This is a genomic window from Gemmatimonadota bacterium (assembly GCA_026706345.1).
Taxonomy (GTDB): Bacteria; JAAXHH01; JAAXHH01; order JAAXHH01; family JAAXHH01; genus JAAXHH01.
Window position 1 is genome coordinate 1 of sequence record JAPOYX010000178.1, and the last position, 22,583, is coordinate 22,583.

The 22,583-nt window shown below is 62.4% G+C and carries 16 protein-coding genes; 9 read left to right on the forward strand and 7 right to left on the reverse strand.

Features of this window, described 5'->3' with window-relative positions; genetic code table 11:
- The coding region (locus OXG98_11995) for a hypothetical protein (GenBank protein ID MCY3772722.1) at positions 1-318 on the reverse strand (318 nt) is incomplete at its 3' end.
- Between the two features lie 176 nt (positions 319-494).
- On the opposite strand from OXG98_11995, the gene OXG98_12000 reads away from it, so the two are divergent.
- The 5 genes from OXG98_12000 to OXG98_12020 all read left to right on the forward strand — a co-directional run bounded on the left by OXG98_12000 (position 495) and on the right by OXG98_12020 (position 9,149).
- A complete protein-coding gene (locus OXG98_12000) occupies positions 495-2,132 on the forward strand; it encodes an ABC transporter substrate-binding protein (protein MCY3772723.1) in 1,638 nt (545 codons plus the stop codon).
- A 41-nt stretch (positions 2,133-2,173) separates the two neighbouring features.
- Positions 2,174-3,994, forward strand: coding sequence for a cache domain-containing protein (locus OXG98_12005; protein ID MCY3772724.1), 1,821 nt, complete (start codon positions 2,174-2,176; stop codon positions 3,992-3,994).
- A 34-nt stretch (positions 3,995-4,028) separates the two neighbouring features.
- Positions 4,029-5,369 carry a sigma-54 dependent transcriptional regulator gene (locus OXG98_12010; GenBank protein ID MCY3772725.1) on the forward strand — a complete coding sequence of 447 codons (1,341 nt, stop codon included), beginning with the start codon at positions 4,029-4,031 and terminating at the stop codon, positions 5,367-5,369.
- Positions 5,370-5,450: 81 nt separating this feature from the next.
- Positions 5,451-6,308, forward strand: a complete 858-nt coding sequence (locus tag OXG98_12015; GenBank protein ID MCY3772726.1) for a glycosyltransferase — start codon at positions 5,451-5,453, stop codon at positions 6,306-6,308.
- Positions 6,309-6,545: 237 nt separating this feature from the next.
- Positions 6,546-9,149, forward strand: a complete 2,604-nt coding sequence (locus tag OXG98_12020) for a TonB-dependent receptor (protein ID MCY3772727.1) — start codon at positions 6,546-6,548, stop codon at positions 9,147-9,149.
- Positions 9,150-9,232: 83 nt separating this feature from the next.
- Here the strand turns inward: OXG98_12020 and OXG98_12025 are convergent, their stop codons facing one another.
- Together OXG98_12025 and OXG98_12030 are read right to left on the reverse strand one after the other, a co-directional pair.
- Entirely contained in the window at positions 9,233-9,634 is a 402-nt protein-coding gene (locus tag OXG98_12025) for a VOC family protein (protein ID MCY3772728.1), read from the reverse strand.
- An 18-nt stretch (positions 9,635-9,652) separates the two neighbouring features.
- Positions 9,653-11,638: a ribonuclease catalytic domain-containing protein gene (locus OXG98_12030; GenBank protein ID MCY3772729.1), complete on the reverse strand. Its 1,986-nt coding sequence runs from the start codon at positions 11,636-11,638 to the stop codon at positions 9,653-9,655.
- Between the two features lie 199 nt (positions 11,639-11,837).
- On the opposite strand from OXG98_12030, the gene OXG98_12035 reads away from it, so the two are divergent.
- Positions 11,838-12,476: an MBL fold metallo-hydrolase gene (locus OXG98_12035; GenBank protein MCY3772730.1), complete on the forward strand. Its 639-nt coding sequence runs from the start codon at positions 11,838-11,840 to the stop codon at positions 12,474-12,476.
- A 91-nt stretch (positions 12,477-12,567) separates the two neighbouring features.
- On the opposite strand, the gene OXG98_12040 is transcribed toward OXG98_12035, so the two are convergent.
- The 3 genes from OXG98_12040 to ahcY all read right to left on the reverse strand — a co-directional run bounded on the left by OXG98_12040 (position 12,568) and on the right by ahcY (position 15,941).
- On the reverse strand, positions 12,568-13,800 hold the full coding sequence (locus OXG98_12040; protein MCY3772731.1) for a DegT/DnrJ/EryC1/StrS family aminotransferase: 1,233 nt from the start codon (positions 13,798-13,800) through the stop codon (positions 12,568-12,570).
- Between the two features lie 89 nt (positions 13,801-13,889).
- The gene (locus OXG98_12045) at positions 13,890-14,432 is read right to left on the reverse strand and encodes a GNAT family N-acetyltransferase (protein ID MCY3772732.1); all 543 of its coding nucleotides are present in this window, start codon (positions 14,430-14,432) and stop codon (positions 13,890-13,892) included.
- A gap of 66 nt (positions 14,433-14,498) precedes the next feature.
- The gene (ahcY, locus tag OXG98_12050) at positions 14,499-15,941 is read right to left on the reverse strand and encodes an adenosylhomocysteinase (GenBank protein MCY3772733.1); all 1,443 of its coding nucleotides are present in this window, start codon (positions 15,939-15,941) and stop codon (positions 14,499-14,501) included.
- 239 nt (positions 15,942-16,180) lie between these two features.
- On the opposite strand from ahcY, the gene OXG98_12055 reads away from it, so the two are divergent.
- Both OXG98_12055 and OXG98_12060 read left to right on the forward strand, forming a co-directional pair.
- On the forward strand, positions 16,181-16,483 hold the full coding sequence (locus OXG98_12055; protein ID MCY3772734.1) for a hypothetical protein: 303 nt from the start codon (positions 16,181-16,183) through the stop codon (positions 16,481-16,483).
- A 104-nt stretch (positions 16,484-16,587) separates the two neighbouring features.
- Positions 16,588-17,943, forward strand: coding sequence for an Nramp family divalent metal transporter (locus tag OXG98_12060; protein ID MCY3772735.1), 1,356 nt, complete (start codon positions 16,588-16,590; stop codon positions 17,941-17,943).
- Between the two features lie 79 nt (positions 17,944-18,022).
- On the opposite strand, the gene OXG98_12065 is transcribed toward OXG98_12060, so the two are convergent.
- On the reverse strand, positions 18,023-21,766 hold the full coding sequence (locus OXG98_12065) for a hydantoinase B/oxoprolinase family protein (protein ID MCY3772736.1): 3,744 nt from the start codon (positions 21,764-21,766) through the stop codon (positions 18,023-18,025).
- Between the two features lie 168 nt (positions 21,767-21,934).
- Between OXG98_12065 and OXG98_12070 the strand changes: the two genes are divergently transcribed.
- Complete coding sequence (locus OXG98_12070) at positions 21,935-22,528, forward strand: carbonic anhydrase (protein ID MCY3772737.1); 594 nt, start codon at positions 21,935-21,937, stop codon at positions 22,526-22,528.
- The last annotated feature ends 55 nt before the right edge of the window (positions 22,529-22,583 follow it).

Genomic DNA, 22,583 nt, shown 5'->3' on the forward strand with positions numbered 1-22,583 from the left:
AAACTCGGTGTAGCCTCCGACCCCCAGTTCCCGCGTGTCACCGGCCAGATCCACCCGTATGGTTTCGGTACTGTCCAACGCATTGAATACAGTAAGCAGGAAGGTGTCCTCACCCCCGCAGGACGCGGCCAGAAAAGCCGTGGCAAGCAGGGCGGCCACCCTGCCGGTTCGCCGTTGAGCGGATACGGATCCGCCGATTTCATCCATGTCCTTACCCGAACCATCCCATCCAGGGCTTCGCACGACCACTATTGCTTCTCCCGGCGGCTCCGGTCCGTACCCCGCCAGACCGCGTACCCTGCCGAGCGGCAATACCATCCGGTCGGACTCAATCTACCCGGACAGGCCCCTGATGTCAATCGGAAGTTGCCCGGGAACCGGCAGTCCCCGGTCCCCTCGGACGTAATCTGCTTGACAGGGGCTCCTACCGTTTGTAAAATGGGGGCACTCACACGATTCCCGCCCACAGATCGGTTTTACTAGGCGGTGTTTTCATGCTGAAGTCGCGGGATTTCGCTGGCAAACACCTGCTTGCTCACGCCATCATTCTGGCTCTGTACCTGCTCGGTCCGCCGGATTCCGTCCGCGGCCAGGTGTCGAAGGACCCTGTCCCGCATGGTGGAGAGGTCGTCATCGGCAGGGTAGCCGCCGGGAACCTTACCCTTCATCCCCTGTTCAACAGCCTCGGCGTGGAGAGAGAGATCGCCGCGCTGATCTACGGCGAAGGCCTGCTGCGCGTAGATGAATCGGGCGCGCCGTCAGACGGCCTGGCCTATCTGCCCATCAAGCTTTCCGACGGCCGCGACTGGGTCTTCCGGCTGAAGCAGGGGGTTGAATTCCACGACGGAGAATTGCTGACCGCCGATGACGTGATCTTCACTTACACGCGATACAAGGCCTCCCGCGTGTACGATCCCGTCTTCCACCGGTATTTCCAGAACATCGAGCAGCTTTCCGCCCTGGATCGGCAGACGGTCCGGATCATCATGAAGTCGCCGATCGAGGCCTTTCCCAACCGGCTCGCCACGCTGCCCATACTGCCGAGGCATCAGATGGACCGGGGCCTTTTCGCCGACGCCGGCGCGCACCTGGAAACGACCCGTCCCGTCGGACTGGGGCCGTACCGGGTCGAGGCCTGGCCCATCCCCGGCACCGTGACGCTCACGGCGAATGAACGCTGGCATCGGGGCCGAGCGAACCTGGACAGGGTGGTCTATCGGTTCTACCCCACCTCCGAAGCCCTGCAGGCGGCCTTTATCATGCGGGAGGTGGATCTCATCGAAGTGGAACGCGACGGAACGCTCAAGGATCTGAAACGGGCCCGTTCCGACGCGAAGATACAGGCGATCGTACCGGGAAACCGCGCCTTTGCCGCGGTGTTCTACAATCACCGGCATCCCCTGCTTTCCCAGCCGGCCATACGCCAGGCGCTGACCCATGGCACGAACCGCCAGCGTATCCTGGAGGAGGTGCTGGTTCGCGGCGCCGGGGTGCTGGCCCACAGTCCCATCCACCCCGAGTTCGAGTTCAAAGGCAGTGGTACCGGATTCGATTACAGTCCGCGCGAGGCCCGGGACCTGCTGCGTCGCCAGGGGTGGCGGGACAGCGACGGTGACGGGTTTCTCGACCGGGAAGGGCGTTCTCTCCGGTTCGAACTGCTGTTCCCCCGGGGACAGGCGTCCACCGAGAAGACGGTGCGGGTCATCAAGCTGAACCTGAACCAGATCGGCATCCGGGTCGTACCCGTACCCGTCACCCAGAAAGAACTGGTCCAGCGGCTCGGCATCGGCAGCTACGAGGCCGCGCTGTTCGTTCAGGATTTCGAACCCACGGCGGATGACCTGTACGCCGTATTTCATTCGGAGAGCATCGGACTGGGCAATATGCTCGGATACCGCAGCCGCCAGGTCGACCGCAACATCAATTTCCTCTTCGGGCTGCCCGATCAGCAACGGGCCGGACCCGTCTACCAACAGCTCGAGATGTTGTTGATTCGGGACCAGCCCTGCATGTTCCTCTACTTCGTCGATACCCGGTACGTCGCGTACGATCCCACCTTGAAAAACCTGGGCTCCCCGGGTGCAGCGCTTCGGTCGCCCGCCGCCTGGTTCCGGACCGCGTACGCTCCTTGACGGCGCGTAATCCCATGTTTCCCAATAGTTTACGAGAAGGTTTGTGGCCAAGGCTGCTTGTATCCCATATCACCCTGGCCACCATTCCGGTCCTGATCGTCGGCCTGCTCCTGCTCGCAACGGCCCGCCGTTCGATCGAAGATACGGTAGCCGAGGGCAACCTGGAGGTCGCGCGCAGGGCAAGCAACGAGATCCGGCTCTACATCGAACAGGCGCGTCGCGTGATCGACCTGGCCGCGGACAACATGGACATGATCGACGCCACGGACACGGAGTACCAGAAACTGATCGACAACCTGGTCATCCGCCAGGATTTTATCAGTGAACTGGCCGTGCTGGACCTGGCTGGCCGGGAGTTGTTGACCACCCGTCTCGAAGGGCCGCTTGCGACCCGGGACGACCTGGAACTCCCGGCGGGCGAAGCCACCGCGATCTCCCCGGTGTTCATCTCCGGCGACGGTCTGCCCGCGGTGACGATCACCGTGCCCGTGCGGCGGCTGGACGAGCACAGGGGATACCTGACGGCACGGGTGAACCTGAAGGATATGTGGGACCTGGTGGACAACATTCAACTGGGTGAGGGGCAGGCGGAAGGATTCGGCAACGCTTATGTCGTGACCGGGAACGGACGGCTTATTGCCCATCCGGAAAGGGACCGGGTATACCGCCAGGACGATCTGTCCGCGTCTCCCGTCGGAAAGGCACTGAACGCGCAACAAAGCGGCACGCTGGTCTACACCGGTCCGCCGGGAGAAATGGTCGCCGCTTTCGCGACGGTCGAACCGCTCGGATGGAAGGTCGTCATCGAACAACCGGCCACCCGGGCCTTCGCCCGGTCGCAGGACATGATCCTGGGCATCAGCGTGCTCATGGTCATCAGCGCGGCAGTCGCCTCGCTGATCGGAATCCTCGTCGTTCGCAAGATCGTCCGGCCGATCCACGAACTGGTACGGGGCGCGCAGCTGTTCGCCCGGGGCAGGCTGACTCATACCATAGAAACGTCGGGGCATGGCGAGCTGACGACCCTGGCCCGTGAATTCAACCAGATGGCGCGGGAACTGCTGGAGAAGGAACGCCGCCTGAAACAGGCCGAGCGCCTGGCTACGCTGAGCAAGTTCGCCACCATTCTCTCCCATGAAATCCGCAACCCGCTTAACTCCATGATCATCAACCTCAGGATCCTCAAGCGGGACCTGGAAAAGCAGAACGGAGATCCCGGGAACCCGGGCGGGCACTATGAGAAGGTGATCTCGGAGATCTGGCGTATCGACAGCCTCGTCGAGAACTTCCTGACCTACGCGCGGCCGCCCGAACTGGCCCCCTTTCCCCACGACATAAACGCCGTGCTTGAGGAGGTGATCGCGACCCACCAGGGTACGGCCCGGGAACGCGGCGTAAATATAGTCGCCCGGTACCCGGATGACGAACTGATGGTCTCAGTCGACATCGACCAGATCAAGCAGGTGTTTCTGAACATCATGCTGAACGCCTTCGATGCCATGGAAGACGGCGGGACGCTGACGATCTCCACCGAGCGGGTACTGCCGCGGCTCAGCGGTGACCTGACCCTGGACAGCGTCGGAGAAAGCCCCCACGTCACCGTGAAATTCGAAGATACCGGAAGGGGTATTGATCCCGGCCGGCTGGATCGTATATTCGAGGTGTACTACACGTCCAAGTCAACCGGTACGGGACTGGGCCTGCCCATTGCCCGGCAGATCGCGGAGAAGCACGGGGGACGGATTACGGCAGAAAGCGAGCCGGGCGCGGGGACGACTTTCATCCTGTCCCTCCCGGCGCTGGAGGCAGACGCGGCCGGGCCGGTCGCCGGACAACCCTCCGAGTCTGTCGGAACGGAATAGCCGACCCTTCGGCAAAGGTAAGCAGAGGACTTTCATGGAACGCATCCTGATCGCGGAAGACGACCGCAACACCCGGGAAGGACTGGTCGAGTTGCTGTCGGACGAAGGGTATGAAGTCACCGGGGTGATCGATGGAGAGCAGGCGTACGAGACGGCCCGCAAGCGTCATTTCGACATCCTGCTCACGGACATGAAGATGCCCCGGGTGAACGGCCTGAACCTGATCAAGCGGGTGACCGGCACGTCACCGGAAACGAGTATCATCATGATGACGGCCTTCGCCACGGTGGAGACCGCTGTCAAGGCCATGCGCGACGGGGCCTTTTCCTACCTGACCAAACCGTTGAAGGTGGAGGAACTGCTCGCCACCATACAGGGCGCGCTGCAGGAGAAGCAAAACAGGCGGCGGATGGAAGCGTCGCCGGGGACTTCCTCCATCCCCGACCCGGAGATCATCGGCGAAAGCGATCAGATCAGGGGTATATTCGAACGGGTGGAAAAGGTCGCCAGGGCCAATACCACGGTGCTGCTGCTCGGCGAAAGCGGTACGGGCAAGAGCCTCATCGCCCGGGCGATACACGCGAAGAGCTATAGAAGGGACCGTCCTTTCGTGGACGTAAGCTGCGCCTCCATTCCGGAGGGGCTGCTGGAAAGCGAACTCTTCGGGACCGAGAAGGGGGCGTATACCGGTGCGCTGAACACGACGCGCAAAGGGTATTTCGAGCGGGCGGCCGGAGGTACGATATTCCTGGATGAAATCGGCGAAATCAGCGGTACCGTCCAGGTCAAGCTGTTGCGCGTGCTCCAGGAACGCCGGTTCGAAAGACTGGGCGGGACCGAACCGCTGGATATCGATGTCCGGGTGGTCGCGGCTACCAACCGGAACCTGGAGGACGCGGAAGGGCGCTACCGGCAGGAGCTCTACTACCGGCTCAACGTCATCCCCATCCTGGTGCCTCCCCTGCGCGACCACCGGGACGACATCCCGCCGCTCATCGACTATTTCATCCGGAAATACACGGAGGAGAACGGACTGGGAGACAAGTCCATTTCCGACGACGCGCTGGAGATCTGCATGGGGTATGACTGGCCCGGAAACATCAGGGAGGTGGAAAACGCCATCGAGAGCGCCGTGGTATTGAGCGACGGGGAACGCATCCTGCCCGAACATCTGCCCAACCTCGCCCACGCGCCGCCCATCGTGTCGAATCCCGGTCCCGTCCAGGGTACCCTGAAGGATTCCAGGGGACAGGCGGAGAAACTCCTCATTCAACAGGCGCTGCGGGAGTCCGGCGGCAACCGCACCAGGGCGGCGGAAGCGCTGGGCGTGACGGTCAGGACTATCCAGTACAAGATCAAGAAATACGACCTGTAGCACCGCAACCTTCCTGCAGGAAACCTTCCACGGATAGGCTGCCTCCCTCCCGGGGAGGCGCCAATCCGGCCGGTAACTCCCATGGGAAAGAAAGCCATTTCCGTATCCGTCGTGATTCCCACGCACAACCGGGAGAACCGGCTGCCGGCGGCGATCCGGTCCGTCCTGGACCAGTCGCTTCCGCCCTCGGAAATCATCGTCATCGATGACGGTTCCACGGACGCGACTCCCGGTCTCATGGGGCGCTTCCCCGAAGTACACTACATTCGGCAGGAAAACCAGGGCGTCAGCCAGGCCAGGAATCATGGCATCCGCGTGGCGAAGCACGAATGGATCGCCTTTCTCGACTCCGACGACGAATGGCTCCCACGCAAGCTGGAAAAACAGCGCGAAGCCCTGGAACGCGAGCCGCAATACCGGTTTTGCCACACTGATGAAATTTGGATCCGCGGGGGCAGGCGGGTCAATCCCATGAAAAAACACGCCAAGTACGGGGGCTATATCTTCAATCGGTGTCTGCCCCTGTGTGTCATTTCCCCTTCTTCCGCGCTGATACACCGTGCCCTGTTCGACCGCTACGGCACGTTTGATCCGGAACTGCCGGTATGCGAAGACTACGACCTGTGGCTGCGCATCTGCGCGCGGGAACCCGTGCTCTACGTCGACGAACCCCTCTTGTTGAAGTTCGGCGGCCACGAAGACCAGTTGTCCCACGCCTACTGGGGCATGGATCGGTTCCGCATACGCGCGCTGGAGAACCTGATCCGGAGCGGCGTGCTGGACGGCGAGGCGTTGGCCGGCGCACTGGACACTCTTTGCCGTAAAATCGATATATATGCCAACGGTGCGGAGAAGCGGCGCAGATTCGAAGAGGCGAGCAGCTACAGGGAGAAAAAGCGGTATTTCGAAGAAAGATTTGCCGCGATGCCGGGCGACTGATCCTATGCAAAATCTTTCATAGCGTGCTGAAGGGGTTTTCCGGCTTCAGGCCTGCGACGTAGCGGTTCAGTCCCCTGAATACGTCAAAGTTGCCCCTCGTCGGACGAATACTTCGCTCCCGGACGTTTTCGGCATGTTATTTGCATCCTCGTAAGAACGGGTAATTATATCTGGACTGAGTTGGTTCGTGGAGTCGTATCCGCAGGACTTGTTTCGCCCCTGAAATCGGGACGCATGATGAAACGCATCGTATTTCTGTTGGTCCTTTTTCTCGGCATGGCGCCGTTTCCCGCCCATGCGGTTACGTCCGGCAAAGTCACCGGATTCGTCCGGGACGCGGCCACACGGGACCCGCTGGCCGGGGTCACCATTCGCATGGAAGGAACCGAACTACAGGCCATTTCCGGCTTGAACGGTGAGTACTTCATTCTCAACGTTCCCGTGGGCACCTACCGGATCGAAGTCCAGATGATCGGTTATCTGCCCGTCCGAACGCAGGCGTTGACCGTCAACAGCGACCGTTCCACGCGGATCGATTTCGAACTGGAAACGACCATATTCGACCTGGCCGAACCGGTGACGATCACTGCGTCGAGAACTTCGACCCGGTCGGATCTGACCGCTTCGAGCGAATTGATCGTTCCCCGGGAAATCGAGTCCCTGCCCGTAACGGATCTGTCGGACCTGATCTTTCTCCAGAACGGAGTGGTCCGGGATGCCGAAGGCGATTTGCACGTTCGCGGCGGCCGGGGGAACGAAATCTCGTACTATGTGGACGGCACATCGCTGGAGGACCCCTTGCTGGGTGGCATGGGCACGCATATCCAGTTGGATTCGGTCGCGGAACTGGTCATCAACCGGGGCGGCTTCAACGCGCAGTACGGGGAGGCCATGTCGGGTGTCGTCAACATCGTGACCCGCGAAGGAAGCGGTCCCCTGTCCGGGACCCTGCGTGGCGCGACCACCCTTCAGTCCCAGTACGACCTGGAAGCGGGCGGCTACGACGGAGCGTCACCGGGAAGGGGAGGCCGCCTGGAAGGAACGCTGGGCGGGGCGCTGCCCCGGCTCGGGGACCGAGGCGGCTATTTCCTGTCGGGCCAGGTGTTGAGCGACGGGCATCATATCCCCCACAACAGCCGTTCGCTGGCCACGGTGGCGGGGAACCTGGTGTTCAAACCCTATCCCCTCCTGAAGCTGAAGATCAGCGGGCACTACTTCAGCCAGCGCCATCTTCAGTATGACCATCGCAATCAGAATGGGCTTTCCTACGATTTCAACCCGGACGGACTTCCGGAAAGACAGGCCCGAAGCCACGCGCTCAACCTGTCCGTCAGCCAGAACATCAGCCCGGGTTTTTTCTATACCGCCCGGTTTTACAGGTATTCCACCAACAGCACCTTGTTTCCCACCATGCTGACGGACAGGTATTGGACGCAGTGGCCGGGCTACTCGGAGGACGATCGCGGCGATTACAACGGATCGATCTACGAATCCACCCAGTTGCCTTCCGATCGATTCCAGGGACTGCCGTTCACTGAAGGCGGCGACTTCTTCCCGCTGTACCGGGATACCCGGGCCACCTATTACGGCGCCAGGGCGGACCTGAGCGGACAGGTTACCTACTGGAACCAGATCCGGGCAGGCGCCGAAGCGCAGTGGTACCGGCTGGACTGGGACGAGAGGTCGTTTCTGCAGGCCGCGCCGCGGGGCCAGAGGTATTCCGTCAATCCCGTGGAAGGCGCCCTTTACTTTCAGAACAGGCTGGAGTTGAGCCGGTTGATCGTGGACGCCGGACTCCGGGTGGACTACCTGGACACGAGCCAGCGGTTTTTCGTCGATCTTCCGTCGGGCCAGGCCGAGCAACGGGACAACTCGACCAAGATACGGCTGAGTCCGCGCCTGGGCGTTTCCCACTCCTTCACGCCCAGAAGCCTTGTCCGGTTCAACTACGGCTACTTCTACCAGCCCCCGGAGTTCCGGCTTGTCTACACGAACCTGCGGCGCGACTTCAGCGGCGATTCCCCGCGTCTGGGAAACCCCGACCTGGCGCCCCAGAAAACGGTGGCCTATGAATTCGGACTCGAGCATATGCTGCCCGGAGACGTCCGAATCGGGCTCACGGCATCCTACAAAACCATTTCGAACCTTACATCGACGGCGCAGGTCCAGTACCCCGGCGGCATGTACTATATTTTCAACAACGCGGATTTCGGCACCGTGCGCAGCGTCGAGTTCATTCTGAAGCGGAACGTGTCGCGCATGCTTTCAGGATCCCTGAACTACACCTATTCCAACGCGCGGGGAAGCGCCTCCTCTCCCCAGGAACACGCGGAACAGGCCAACCCTTCAGAAAGAGGCTATTTCCCCCTCGCTTTCGACCAGCGGCACACGGTAAAGGCGGTGGTGAACCTGCTGGCGCCCGATAACGTGCAGCAACGGTTGGCGGGCATACCGCTTCGCGGATGGGGGTTATCCCTCGTGGGCTATTACGGCAGCGGCTTGCCCTACACGCCGACCAACACCCTGCGGGAACAGACGGCAACCGCACCCAACCAGGCGCGGCTGCCCGCTTTCGTCAATATCGACCTGCGTCTCAGAAAGCGTATGAAGGCCGGCAGGTTCACCTACACGCTGTTTTCAGAAGTCCGGAACGTGTTCGACCGGCGGAACGTCGTGAGCGTCTATGCCAATACGGGCCGTCCGGGGGACGACGGCTATACCCTGGAGTCCCTCACAGGCCGGTCGCAGGAGTTCATTCGTCTGAGGCGGCTGTTGAGCCTGGACCCCCAGCATTACGCCCCGCCCCGCGAAATCCGCCTCGGTTTCGAAATCGGCTTCTGAGTGGAAGAGACGTTGGAGTGGTTTCGCCCTCCTGAAGCGTTTTCGCACTTTAGAGTTTCGCACTTTCGAGCGTTTTCGCGCTCCTAAAGCGGTTTCGCCCGCTGTACCAGTTGCAGCGGCGCGCCTTCCGGGTCGCGGAAGAAGAGCAGGATGTTCTCACCCGACCGAGCGGGCGGACCTTCCAGTTTCACCCCCTTCGCTTCCAGTTCGGCGACGGCTTCCTCCATGTCATCCACGTTGAAGGCGACATGCACGTGGGCGGCGCGGATGTCGCCGAGTTGCGTGTCGTCTCCTTCAGGCATGGAGATGATCTCAATGAAACAGGTGCCGGCGGGATCCCGGATAAAGTAGAAATTCGCATCGCTTCCGGGGTTGTTGAACTTGAGTGCGATTTCGAAGCCCAGTACGTCGCAATACCACTGCGCCGCGGCGTCCGTGTCGCGGTAGGCCACTGCTACGTGCTCCAGCGAATGGATCTTTACCAAGGCAATGCTCCTTCCTGTTCAGGAATGATTTGCAATCTGCCGTAATCTCAGGGTACCCGACCACGGGTCGATTGCGACGGGACTCAACACGATTTCTTCGCCCGGCGAAGGACTTCCCTCCACCTTGACCGCCATCCGCGACCCGAATTCCGGGAATTCGACGAGCACGTTCCGTTCGCGCGCTTCGAGGACGATCGCCCTGATGTGAACGTCTTTCTGCTGCTCCAGGTGCTTCAGGAGCCAGTACCACTCCCGCCGGGCCTGGATTTTCGGCAGTATCCTGCTGCGCTCCAGCGCGGACAGTTCATCCATCATGTCGTCGGCGTCGTAGACCGGGGGATCGTTCGAAAGAGCGGTCCGCAACTGCCGCTGCAGGACCAGGTCGGCGTGGCGGCGTATGGGAGACGTGATCTGGCAGTAGGTGTCTACGCCGAGCGTGGCGTGCGGACTGGACTTCAGGCTCAGTTCCAGGGGCTTCATTCTTCTCAGGACCTTGAAGCGCCAGACCGCGTCGTGGGTCGACTGTTCCAGGTCACCCAGATCGGACTCGGCCTGCGTGCGGTAGATCGCGGGGATTCCGCGCGCGTTCAGATAGGCCGCCGCGGTCCGGTTGGCGAGGATCATCAGTTCCGATACGATGTGCTCGGATCGCGTGGACGTGTCCCGGAGCTTGATCCGGATCTGTTTCCGGTCGTCGACCTTGATCGAGACCACGCTGCGTTCCAGTTCGACCGCGCCCTGGTCGATGCGCCGCTGATAGAAGAAATCCACGGCCTGGTTGAGGATCTGCAGCACCTCGGCGTTGGGCTGTTCGACCGTTCCCAGCAGACGGTTCGCTTCGTCGTAGGACAGCCGGGCCCGGTTGACGATCACGGAAGGCACGATCCGGGTTTCAGCCAGTTCGAAGTCGGCGGACAGCGAGAAAAAGAAACTTATGGCACATCGACTTTCACCCTCGAGCAACGCGCAGTGATCCTGGGACAGCGTAGATGGCAGCATGGGGACGTGGCGGTCCGGCAGATAAAGGGACGACATCCTTCCCCGGGCCGCCAGATCCAGAACCGAATCCCTGGGTATGAGGCCCGCCACGTCGGTGATATGCACGCCGATCCGGTAGCCGTCCCCGGTCCGTTCCGCGGAAAGGGCGTCGTCGATATCCTGCGTGGACGCATCGTCTATCGACAGGACCGGCAATCCGGTCAGGTCCTCCCGCCCTTCTTCCGATGGATGGAGGGATGCCGCAGATTCGAGCACATCGTCCGTGAAATCGGTGGGTATTTCGTAACGCAGGAGGTCGAGGTTTTCGTCTTCGTCCCAGATGCCCTTGCGTACCATGACTGAGAAGGCAGACCGTTGCGGGTCGCTTCCCGACAGCGTGGGCATTTCCTTCAGCAGGCCGCGCACCTGGTCGATCCCGGCGTATTCGTCGCCCTGAATGACGTATTGCTGGAGGTGCGAGAACCACCGTTTCTGGCGGCTCGTCAGGGACTCGGGGTCCTGACCCTGACGCGTGTCGTCCGATAACCAGCGGTCGAAGGCTTCCCGCTCGGATTCCACCGCCCGCTGGCGCGCCTGTTTATCGACGATGTATCTGACCTGTTCCGACGTGCGGGACATGAATCCATTGTCCCGTTCGGAGAAATACAGGCACCGGCGGCTCAGATGCAGTCGCATGGCCGCCCGTTGCTCCGGTGAGCCGGGCTGGCCCCAGTACAGTTCGCCGATGTCTTCCGAGGTATAGACGCCGGGATCGTCCTTCAGGACCTCCCATACTTCCTCTAGGTCGAAGGCCCCGGCCTGTTCCTCGATTTTCCGGCGGACTTCCAGCATTTCGGACAGGTCGCGCACCCGGATATCGGTATACTGTACGATCGGATCCGTCGAGATGTCCATGACCCGGTTGGCGGAGGTCGCCACCTTGAATTTCTTCCGGGAAACCGCCTGCAGCATGCCGATTTGCGTATCCCCGCGATGACGGAAGATGATCAGTTCGCCAGTATGCACCAGATGCTCTTTTCCAGAGGGATGGTTCCGCGTTAACTTGCGGGGATTCGATCAAGATATCCTGTGTCCGGACCGGGTCGAAGTCAAGGGAATTCACCCGACAAAAGGCATGTGGGTTGACTTCGCTCCGGCGATGGGATATCATGCGGTAGGCTGAGTCACGACAGGCGGTTTTAAGGACGATTCGAAAGGGACGGAAATGATTTTCGAACAGGTAGAGAACGGAGGCGACAGGAACTTCGGTTACCTGGTGGCAGACGATAGAACCCGAAAGGCCGCGGCGGTCGATCCCTCGTACCGGCCAGAATACTACATTCAGCGCGCGGGTGAGCTGGACGTGGAACTGGCCTGCGTCATCTGCACCCATTCCCACCACGACCACGTGAACGGCAACGACCATCTCATCGAAGCACTAGGCATCGACGTGGTGATGTATCGGGACGCGGAGTATTTCTACGATATCGAAGTGACGGACGGAGAGCTATTCAAACTGGGCGAACTCGATCTGACCGTGATCCACACCCCCGGCCACTGCGAGGACGGCATGTGCCTTCTGGTGGAAGACCGGCTGATCACCGGGGACACGCTTTTCGTGGGCAAGGTGGGCGGTACCGCCACCGAAGAAGAGGCGAGGAAGGAATACGACAGCCTGCGGCGCCTGATGGCACTGGACGACGACATCGGCGTCTTTCCGGGCCATGACTTCGGGGTGAAGCCTTCGTCGACCATCGGTTTCGAAAGATCGAACAACCCCTTCATACTGCAGCCCACGTTCGAGGATTTCCTGCACCTGAAGGAAAACTGGCTCGCCTACAAGATGAAGCACAACATCCCCTAGGCCGCCGTGGCGGAATACGATGGCCGCATGGGATTTGATTACGTCGCGCCCGATGAAGCGCAACATCTCCCAGGCCGCCGTGTGATCGAACTCATCCGGAGCGCTCCAGCCCCGATGCGACCTTCCGCACGGCGCCGGCCATGTCGTCGATATCCGCACCGGTGTAACGCTCGTTGAATGACAACAGCACGAGTTGCTCGAGCAGCTCACGGGTTCGCGGGCACAGTTCGTCCGCGCGCTCGAAGGTCCGTTCCGTATACGGGCTGAAAAAGGGGAAACGGGAGTCCCCGTAGGTCCGGTGTTCCGCCAGTGCCGCCGAACACTGATAAATCGGTTCGCCGATATAGCCGGCGCTCGCGCCGATGCCCTCGGCGTTCAGCGCGCGGGCAAAACCTTCGGCCGGGTACCCCGTAACCCGCATGGGATACGTCCAGTAGCTGTGCCTGGTGTCCGGCGTTACCGGCGCCGGGGCGACGCCCTCGATGTGCGCTATGCCTTCGGTCAACCGGTTGCCGAGCCGGTTTCTCGATTCGACGACCCCGGCGAGTTTCTCCAGCTGGGCCAGTCCCACCGCGGAATGGAGCTCCGTGATGCGGTAGTTCATCCCCAGCGGTCCGTACATGCGCGATCCCTGCCGATCGCGGTCGTAGTTCTTGTCCGCGAACATCCGCATGCGGCGTCCCAGGGCGTCGTCGTTCGTGATGGTCATGCCCCCGTCCCCGGTGGTCATGTGTTTCGACTGCTGGAAACTGAAGCATCCCACGTCTCCCCAGGTCCCGAGCAGCCGTCCCCGGTAAGGCGTCAGGTGGGCCTGGCAGCAGTCCTCGATGAGGGCTATTCCCCTCCGCCTCGAAATCTCCGTCAGCGCCTCCATGCGGCAGGCGTTGCCGAAGAGGTGTATGGCGATGACCGCCCGCGTCCTCGGCGTGATCAGCTTTTCGACGTCATCCGGATCCACGGTCAGGGTCTCCGGATCCATGTCCGCGAAAACCGGCACGGCGTTCTGGTACAGGATCGGGATGATCGTACCCAGGTCGGTGATCGCGCTCGTGATGATTTCGTCCCCGGGTTCCGGGTTTACCGCGCCGATGGCGACATGCAGGGCCGCCGTTCCCGAGGTGGAACCCACGGCGTGCTTCGCACCGTAGGTTCCGGCGAAGCGGTTTTCGAAGAGGGGGGTGAGTTCGCCGCCCCATCGGAAGAGGTTCTGGGAACGCAGCGCCCTGGTGACGAGCCGTATTTCTTCCTCGCCGAAGGGGGTCCTGGCGGGGAAGGGACGGGATTCCGTGTCCCTGTAAGGTGCTCCGCCGTGGAGGGCCAGCATGAAGTGCTCCGTGGTTTTCGCACGCCCCGGTACCGGCAGGCCCGCTCATCTCGTGTTCGGCGGTTCCCGGTCCATCCCGGCACGAAGGCCTACAGGTCCACCCGGTACCGGCACTTCCACTTCGTGTCCCACCGGTAAAGCGGATCGCTCGGGGGAATAGGGACGGTCTCGATCAGCGTGGAACCGATGATCTCGCAGGTCTTTCTGGACGCCGTATTCTCCGGGTTGCAGGTGATCCAGAGCGGGTTGATCCCGTGTGCCCGGGCGAGCGGCAGGATGAGCAGGCAACTGCGGGCGGCTAGCCGCCGGCCGCGAAACGGCGGATCCACGGAGTAGCCGACGTGTCCCGCGTACATCTCGATATGCTCCGTGTGGCCGATACGCAGAGAAAGCCTTCCCATCACGGAGGCCGGACGGTCCATGCTGTCCGGGCAGTCCAGGCCGTCCATCCGCACCATATCGAAGATATACTCGGGAACGATGCCCTGCCGCGCGTCGCCCGGCAGCGTCCTGCGAAGCAGCAACCGCAGATCGCCATCCGCGAGCACGCCCGGATCGCGAAATTGAAACGGGTCGTCCTCGACCTTGAATCGGCTTCTGAGACTGGCAAACAGCAGACTGATGTTTTTCATCGAGAACGGTGGACATCCCGCGCGGCTTTGCGCGAAAGGCTGATGGTCCACGCCCCCATTGCCCCGTCAGTATCGATAGTGATCGGGTTTGTAGGGCCCTTCGATGGGAACACCGATATAATCCGCCTGGTTCCGGAACAGCCGGGTCAGCTTCACGCCCAGCTTGTGCAGGTGCAGCCTGGCCACCTCCTCGTCCAGGTGTTTCGGCAGGGTCGTAACCCCGGTCTCGTGATCATGGAGCCGCAGGTCGATTTGCGCGATCACCTGGTTGGTAAAGGAACTGGACATGACGAATGAGGGGTGGCCCGTGGCGCATCCCAGGTTGACCAGCCTTCCCTCGGCGAGCAGGTAGATGGCGTGGCCGTCGGGAAAGAGGTACTTGTCCACCTGGGGCTTGATGTTCTGCTTCACGATGCCGGGGTATTCGTTCAGCGCGTCCACCTGGATCTCGTTGTCGAAATGGCCGATGTTGCAGACGATGGCCTGGTCCGGCATGCGTTCCATGTGTTCGATGCGGAGGATGTCCCGGTTTCCGGTCGTGGTAACGAAGATCTGGCCCTGGTCCAGCACGTCTTCGACCGTGGTCACCTCATAGCCTTCCATCGCGGCCTGGAGCGCGCAGATGGGATCGATCTCCGTAATCACCACGCGGGCGCCGAAGCCCCGCATCGACTGGGCGCAGCCCTTGCCCACGTCGCCGTATCCGCAGACGACGACCGTCTTCCCGGCGACCATGACGTCCAGGGCGCGCTTGAGGCCGTCCGCGAGCGATTCGCGGCAGCCGTACAGGTTGTCGAACTTGGACTTGGTCACCGAGTCGTTGACGTTGATGGCCGGGAACAGGAGCTTGCCGTCCTGCATCATCTGGTAGAGTCTATGGACGCCGGTGGTCGTCTCTTCGGAAACGCCGCGTATCTCGGCGCTCATTTCATGCCAGAACCGCGGGTTTCTGTCCAGTTGCCGCCTGAGCACTTCGTTGATGATCTGAAGTTCCCGGTTGTCGGTGGGTTCGTCCAGGATCGAGGGGTCGTCTTCGGCTTCCACGCCCCGGTGAATGAGGAGCGTGGCGTCCCCGCCGTCGTCCACGATCTGCGTGGGGCCGGTTTCGCCGGGAAAGGTCAGCGCCTGCAGCGTGCAGTCCCAGTACTCTTCCAGGCTTTCCCCCTTCCAGGCGAAGACGGGAACACCGTCGTCCGCGATGGCGGCCGCCGCGTGGTCCTGGGTGGAGAAGATGTTGCAGGAAGCCCACCGCACCTCGGCGCCCAGGGCCTTGAGCGTCTGGATGAGCACGGCGGTCTGGATCGTCATGTGGAGGGATCCCATGATGCGCGTGCCCTTGAGGGGCTGTTCGCGGCCGTACTTCTCGCGGACGGCCATCAGTCCGGGCATTTCCTGCTCGGCGATGGCGATTTCGCGGTGACCCAGTTCCGCCTCGGACAGGTCGGCCACTTTGTAAGGCAGGCTGGAATAGTCGGGCAACTCTATGGTGGTCGGCACTTCCTGCGCCATGTAAGGACTCCTTGGGGCTGTTTTGTCGGTCCGCGGGTACGTGGTGTCGCACAAACAATCGCTCCCTATTATATGGTGCAGCCGCCTTGAACGCAACAACCACGTTGCCTGTCGCCCGCCCCGTTCGGATGATTCCCGCGGCCGGTCGTGGCCGCGTCTCGGACGGCGCTTCGCAGAAATCGCTTGATCACCCTGATCCGGATTCTTATAGTCTTTCCCAACCACTAGCCATGCGGCGCATGCGCCACCGTAAGATCCCGGACGCGGAAGGACTCATGATCGACCAGGCTTTGCTGGACATACTGGCCTGCCCGGAAACAAAGGAAGAGGTCAGCCTTGCGCCGGATTCCGTCGTGGAAAACGTCAATGGCATGATCCGGGCCGGTACACTAGTCAACCGGGGCGGCGAAAAGGTGACGGAACCCATCGACGGCGGCCTGGTACGGGCCGACGGCAAGTACCTGTATCCCATCAGGGAAGAGATCCCGATCATGTTGATCGACGAAGCGATACCGCTCTCCGCCGGGGTCGATTCGTCCTGAGCGCCGATGCGATCGCTCTTGTCGTCGAGGCCGATACATACTGAACGCCGACCGGCGGCACCGAGCCGGCCAACTCCCACTCTCATCCGTACAAGCGAACCCGCATGTCCCAAGTTTCAGACCCCTACGCGCTGCTTCCCGAACATGTAAGAAAACCGCCCGCCGACCGCTGGTCGACGATCAAGCAGCTGGGGCCGGGCCTGCTGTTGACCGGTTCCATCGTGGGTTCCGGCGAGCTCATCGCCACCACGCGCCTCGGGGCCGAGGTCGGTTTCGTCGTGCTCTGGTTGATTCTCCTGAGCTGCGCGGTCAAGGTGCCGGTGCAAAGCGAACTCGGCCGGCACGCCATCGCCACGGGCCAAACCACCTTCGTGGCCTTCAACCAGGTGCCAGGACCGCGGTTCCGGGTAACCTGGCTCGTGTGGGCGAGCCTGCTGCTCCTGCTCTGGAGCACCATGCAGGTGGGCGGCATTTTTGGAACGATGAGCCTGTCGCTGGACCTGATCTTCCCGGTCTTCGGGAACACTTCGTGGCTGATCATACTCACGCTGGTCGGCATGGGGCTCGGCCTCGTGGGGCAGTACATGACGCTGGAACGGATTACCACCATCCTGGTGGCCCTGTTCACCTTCACCACGCTGGCCAGTGCGCTACTCCTGTTCTGGACTCCCTACGCAGTTTCTCCCCAGGCACTCCTGAACGGGTTGCGGTTCGCCCTCCCGCCGGACGGCGCCGTGACGGCTTTTGCCGTCTTCGGCATCACCGGCGTGGGCGCTTCCGAACTGTTGCTTTACCCATACTGGTGCGTGGAAAAAGGTTACGCCCGGGCGGCGGGACCCCGAGATGACAGCGCGGCCTGGCGTGAACGCGCCCTGGGATGGATCAGCGTGATGAAAAAGGACGTATGGCTGTGCATGGTCATCTACACGCTGGCGACGCTCGCCTTCTTCTTCCTGGGCGCGTCCGTGCTCCATGCCCAGGGACTCGTGCCGGAGGGGTTCGGCACCGTGCAGATCCTTTCCGGCATGTACACCGAAACGCTGGGCAACTGGGCGTTCTACCTGTTCGGCGTGGGCGCCTTCGTGGTCCTTTTTTCTACATACTTCGTGACCATCGTGGGCCAGTCGCGCATGCTGGCGGACGCCCTTTCGGTACTCGGTTTCATCACCTACGCGCGGCCCAACGACAGACAGCGCGTCGTGCGGGTGATCGGCGTCCTGCTGCCCCTGGTATACCTCGTCCTCTACGTCCTGTGGTCCGCACCGGTCACGATGGTGATCATCGGTGGACTGATGCAGACGATCCTGCTGCCGGCCATCGGATGGGCGGCGCTCTACTTCAGCCGGACCACGGCAAGGGCAGCGGGCGTCCCGCCGTCCAGGCCCCTGCTGGCCGCGCTGACGGCCGCCACCATCGTGATGGCCGCTTTCGCCGTGTACGCCGTTTGGGTAAGGTTCTAGCGCGGTCGGACTGAAGTCCGGTCCGGCCGGGTTCAGCCCGGTCATGGCCACGGACTGGGGGGCGTCGGGCAGGAACCGATCAGGCCAGGCCGGAATCCCGGTCGCGGGCGCGGCTGGACGTATCCCGCGACCGGGGCGGTCCGTATCCTCCTCCGCCGGCGGAGAGGGCGACGATGCGGTCTCCGGGCAGAATCGGCACCTCGGTTTCCTTGGACTTGAGCATCCTCTCCCTGCCGTTGGATACCACCATGTAGCGGTGCGGCAGGCCCGATTCGCCGCCGAACAGTCCGAAGGGCGGATTGACCACGCCGTCTCCAGCCATGTTCAGCTTCGCCGGCTCGTCCCCCTCGTAAACCATCTCGAAGACCGCGCCCAGTCCGCCTCGCCACGTGCCGTCCCCGCCTGACCCGGGCCGCAGGTCGTTCCGGACGATCTTGAAGGGGAAGCGCTCTTCGGTGATCTCCACGCTGGGACTCCGGATCGCCCCGGCCACGTTGACCTCGCCCACGCAGGACCAGCCGTCGTAACCCCGGGATGCCCCGCCGCCGCCCCGGCCGAAGAAAAAGTGCCATATGAATCGGTTGCCCGTGCGCGGATTGCTTCCGGTGATCGCGAAACGAAGCCGGCGGGAGAATCCCGCGTTCACGGCATCCGGCGCCACCGGGGCCAGCGCCTTGAACACCGCCTCCACGATCTCTTCCCCGCAGTGGTTGGTACTCATGCAGACCGGCGCTGGGGGGTTCGGGTTCACGATCAGGCCCCGGGGCGCGATCACCTTCACCGGCCGCATGGAGCCCTCGTTCTTGGGCACGTCGGACGGCGCCATGTACATGATGGCGACGTGGGCGAGGGAACGGGTATTGGCATAGGCGCTGTTGATGAAGCCCGTGACCTGGGGACTCGAATCGCTCAGGTCGATGGTCATGGTGTCGTCCTGTACGGTGACCTTTGCGCGGATGGGGATCGCCTCGGCATCGAAACCGTCGTCGTCGAGCAGTGTTTCCCCTCGATACACGCCGTCCGGCCAGCCCTCGATGAGTTGCCGGATGCGCCGTTCCGCGCTGTCCAGGATGGCTTCCACGGAGGTCATCAGGCCGTCTGCGCCGTAATCGTCGAGGAGCACCTGCAGGCGGCGGGCGGCGATCTGCACCGATCCGATCTGGGCATGCAGGTCGCCGGAGAAGTTCTCCGCGTGACGCACGTTGACCGCCAGCATGTGCAGCAGGTCTTCCCGCGGCCGCCCGGATTCATACAGCCTGACGGGCGGAATCCGCAGGCCCTCGTGGTACAGTTCGCTGGCCGAGGGATTGTAACCGCCGTGGGTTCCCCCGCCGATGTCGCTGTGATGAGCCCGGTTTACCGCGAAAAACAGCAGGGTCCCGTTGCGGAAGACGGGGTAGATCGCCGTGATGTCCGGAAGGTGGCTTCCGCCGAAGTAGGGGTCGTTCAGGATGAACAGATCACCCTCGTTGATGTCGTCTCCGAAGTATTCGCATACCGCTTCGACGGACGGGGGCAGGGCGCTGATGTGCACGGGAATACCCTCTCCCTGCGCCACCAGTTGTCCTCTCGCGTCGAGGATCGCGGTGGAGAAATCCCGGCTGGAATTCAGGATCTGCGACATGGAGGTGCGGATCATGACGTCCGCCATCTCGCGGGCGATCGACTCCAGACGGTGCGCCACCACCGAGTGCGTAATTGGATCCGACCTGACCGATGCCGCATCCGGCGTGGCGGACGACACGATCAGTACCAGGCCGCCGTGGGAGTCAACCTCGAGGCGGTCGCCCTCTTCCACGAGTACGGTCGTGAAGTCGGATTCGACGATGGCCGGGCCGTCGATCACGGTACCCGGCGCCAGCGCATCGGCGGCGAAAACGTCGGCCTCGGTCCAGGTACCCGTGTAAATGCGGCGTGTGCCTTTGCGGGCATCCGCGGTCGAACCGGTCTCCTCTTTCTCCGGCAGGGTAACGGACGGTAACTTCCCCGTTACCGTGGCGCGCAGCGTGACCAGGCGGATCTCCTGGTCGAGCTGGTGGTAGGAATAGAGGGTCCGGTACCGGTCGTGAAACAGGGCCGCCCAGGACCGGCGAATAGCCCCGTCGTCCTGGGACAGATCCGGGATGTTCACGTTCACTTCGTAAATCTGGTCGAGGTACCGCATGTCGGCCGTGAACCGGATGGAGATATCTTCGTCCCTCAGCTCCTGTTTCCTCAGTTGTGCGATGCCCTGGTCCGCCATGTGGTCCGTCAGCCGTCTTACTTCGTCGAGGTCGACGACATCCAGACTGGCCGTGAACGACTGGGCGAAATCGTACCTGAGGTCGGAAGCCAGCATGCCGTACGCCGACAGCACCGGAGCCGCCGAAGGAAGGTAGACCCTGCCGATGCCCGTCTTGCGGGCGACTTTGCCCACGTGGAGCCCCGCCGCGCCGCCGAAGGCGAGCAGGGAGAAGTTGCGGGGATCTCCGCCGCGCCGCACGGTCAGCAGCCGTATGCCCTCGGCCATGGCCGTGGTCACGACGTCAAGCACGCCAAGCGCGGCTTCCTCCAGACTTAGGCCCAGGGGTTCCGCAACGTATGTCTCCATGGCCTCTTCGGACAGATCCGGGTACAAGGGCGTCCTTCCGCCCAGGAAATTCTTCGAATCGAGATACCCGAGGACCAGGTTGGCGTCAGTAACCGTGGGCTGATCGCCGCCCCGTCCGTAACAGGCCGGTCCCGGGTCGGCGCCCGCGCTCCGGGGGCCGACGTGGAGGGTTCCCCCGTCATCCACCCGCGCGATGCTGCCACCGCCCGCCCCCAGCGTGTGGAGATCGATCATCGGCACGGCGATCTTCCATCCCCCTTCGTAATGTTCCCCGGAAATCTGCGGATCGCCGGCTTCGATCACCGAGATGTCCGTACTTGTCCCGCCCATGTCGAATCCGATGAGATCGGTCTCGCCGATCAGGCGGCCGTAGGCCACGGCTCCGCTGACGCCTCCGGCCGGGCCGGAGAGAATGGCCTGAACGGCCTGCTGCGCCGCGACGTCCAGGGGAGTCACCCCTCCGTTGGACGTCATGGTCAGTACATCACGCTCTAGGCCCAGGCGCGAGGTCTCCTCCTGCATCCGCCTGAGATACCGGGCGTAGACCGGTCCTACGTAGGCGTTGACGGCCGTGGTGCTCAGGCGGTCGTATTCCTTGATCTGAGGCAGGATCTCCGAGGAGAGCGAGAGGTACAGATCGGGATAGCGGCGGCGGATGCGTTCACCCACCAGCCGTTCATGCGCCGGGTTGAGGTAGGAGAAAATGAGACAGACCGCCACCGATTCCACGCCGGCCCGCACGAGTTCGTCCAGAATCTCGTCGAGTGCTCCGGAATCCACGGGCGCCTCGACGGCGCTGTCGGCGCGGATACGTTCTTTGAGCGTGCGCCGCAGCGGCCGGGGAACCAGCGGTTCGACGGGCGTCATCCGGAGATTGTACCGGTCTTCTTTCAGGCCTTCCCGCAGCGCCAGCAGGTCCCGGAAGCCCTCGGTGGTGATCAGGCCGACCCGGGCGCCCTTGCGTTCCAGGAGCGTGTTGGTGGCGACGGTGGTGCCATGGATGAACAGGCGGGTTCGGGACAGCAGCTCGGCGGCGGGAAGACCATAGGCCGCCCCGATGTCCCGGAGTCCGTTCATCACAGCATCGGAAGGTGCGTGGGGGGTCGACGCCGTCTTGAAGTAACGGGGCGCGGAATCGCCTTCCGCCACCACGAAATCCGTGAACGTTCCACCGACGTCTATGCCGATGGAGAAGGACATTGGAGCGGCGTCCCTGGACGGGTGGTTGTTCATCGTGGATCTCCGGACCGGTCCATGTTGACGAAGAGCGACCGGCGGCCTATACTATTACCAGCCAGCCAGCCAGCCAGCCAGCAGGCAGGCACGCGGGCACAGGACTGCCCGCGTTCGTGATCTGAGACTATCTCGCCTGTTCAATCAAAGATACATTCCGTTGAATCCATGAATCCAGACCGCATTTTCGAAAAAAACACCCATTGGATCAAGAGAAAACTGAGCGCCGACCCCGGCTACCTCGAGCGGCTGTCGGGGCCGCAGCGGCCCGGCATACTCTATATCGGATGTTCGGACAGCCGGGTGATGCCCGAGGCCTTCATGGGGGCCGGACCGGGTGAGGTTTTCGTACACCGCAACGTGGGCAACCTGATATCTTCCGCTGACCCGAATACCCGGTCCGCCGTCATCTACGGCGTCGAGCATTTGAAAGTCGGGCATATCGTGGTATGCGGACACTACGACTGCGGGGCCGCCAAGGCGGTGCTGGGGTCGGACGACCTCGGCCCGCTCGAGCCCTGGCTGCAGAACCTGAGAACGGTCCGGCAACGCCACGAAACCGAACTGGAATCCATCCCGGATCAAACGGACCGGTGCGACCGCATGGTCGAGTTCAATGTCCACGCCCAGTGCGCGAACATCCTGGCGTTTCCGGAAGCACGGAAGTCGATAGAAGAGACCGGACTGCAAGTGCACGGCTGGGTTTTCGACCTGCGCAGCGGCCTGATTAAAGACCTGGCCGTCTCATCGCGTCGTGGATGAGCAGACCCTGCCGGCGGCCTGTCGACCGAATCACGCGGCCTGAATCCCCGTGTTT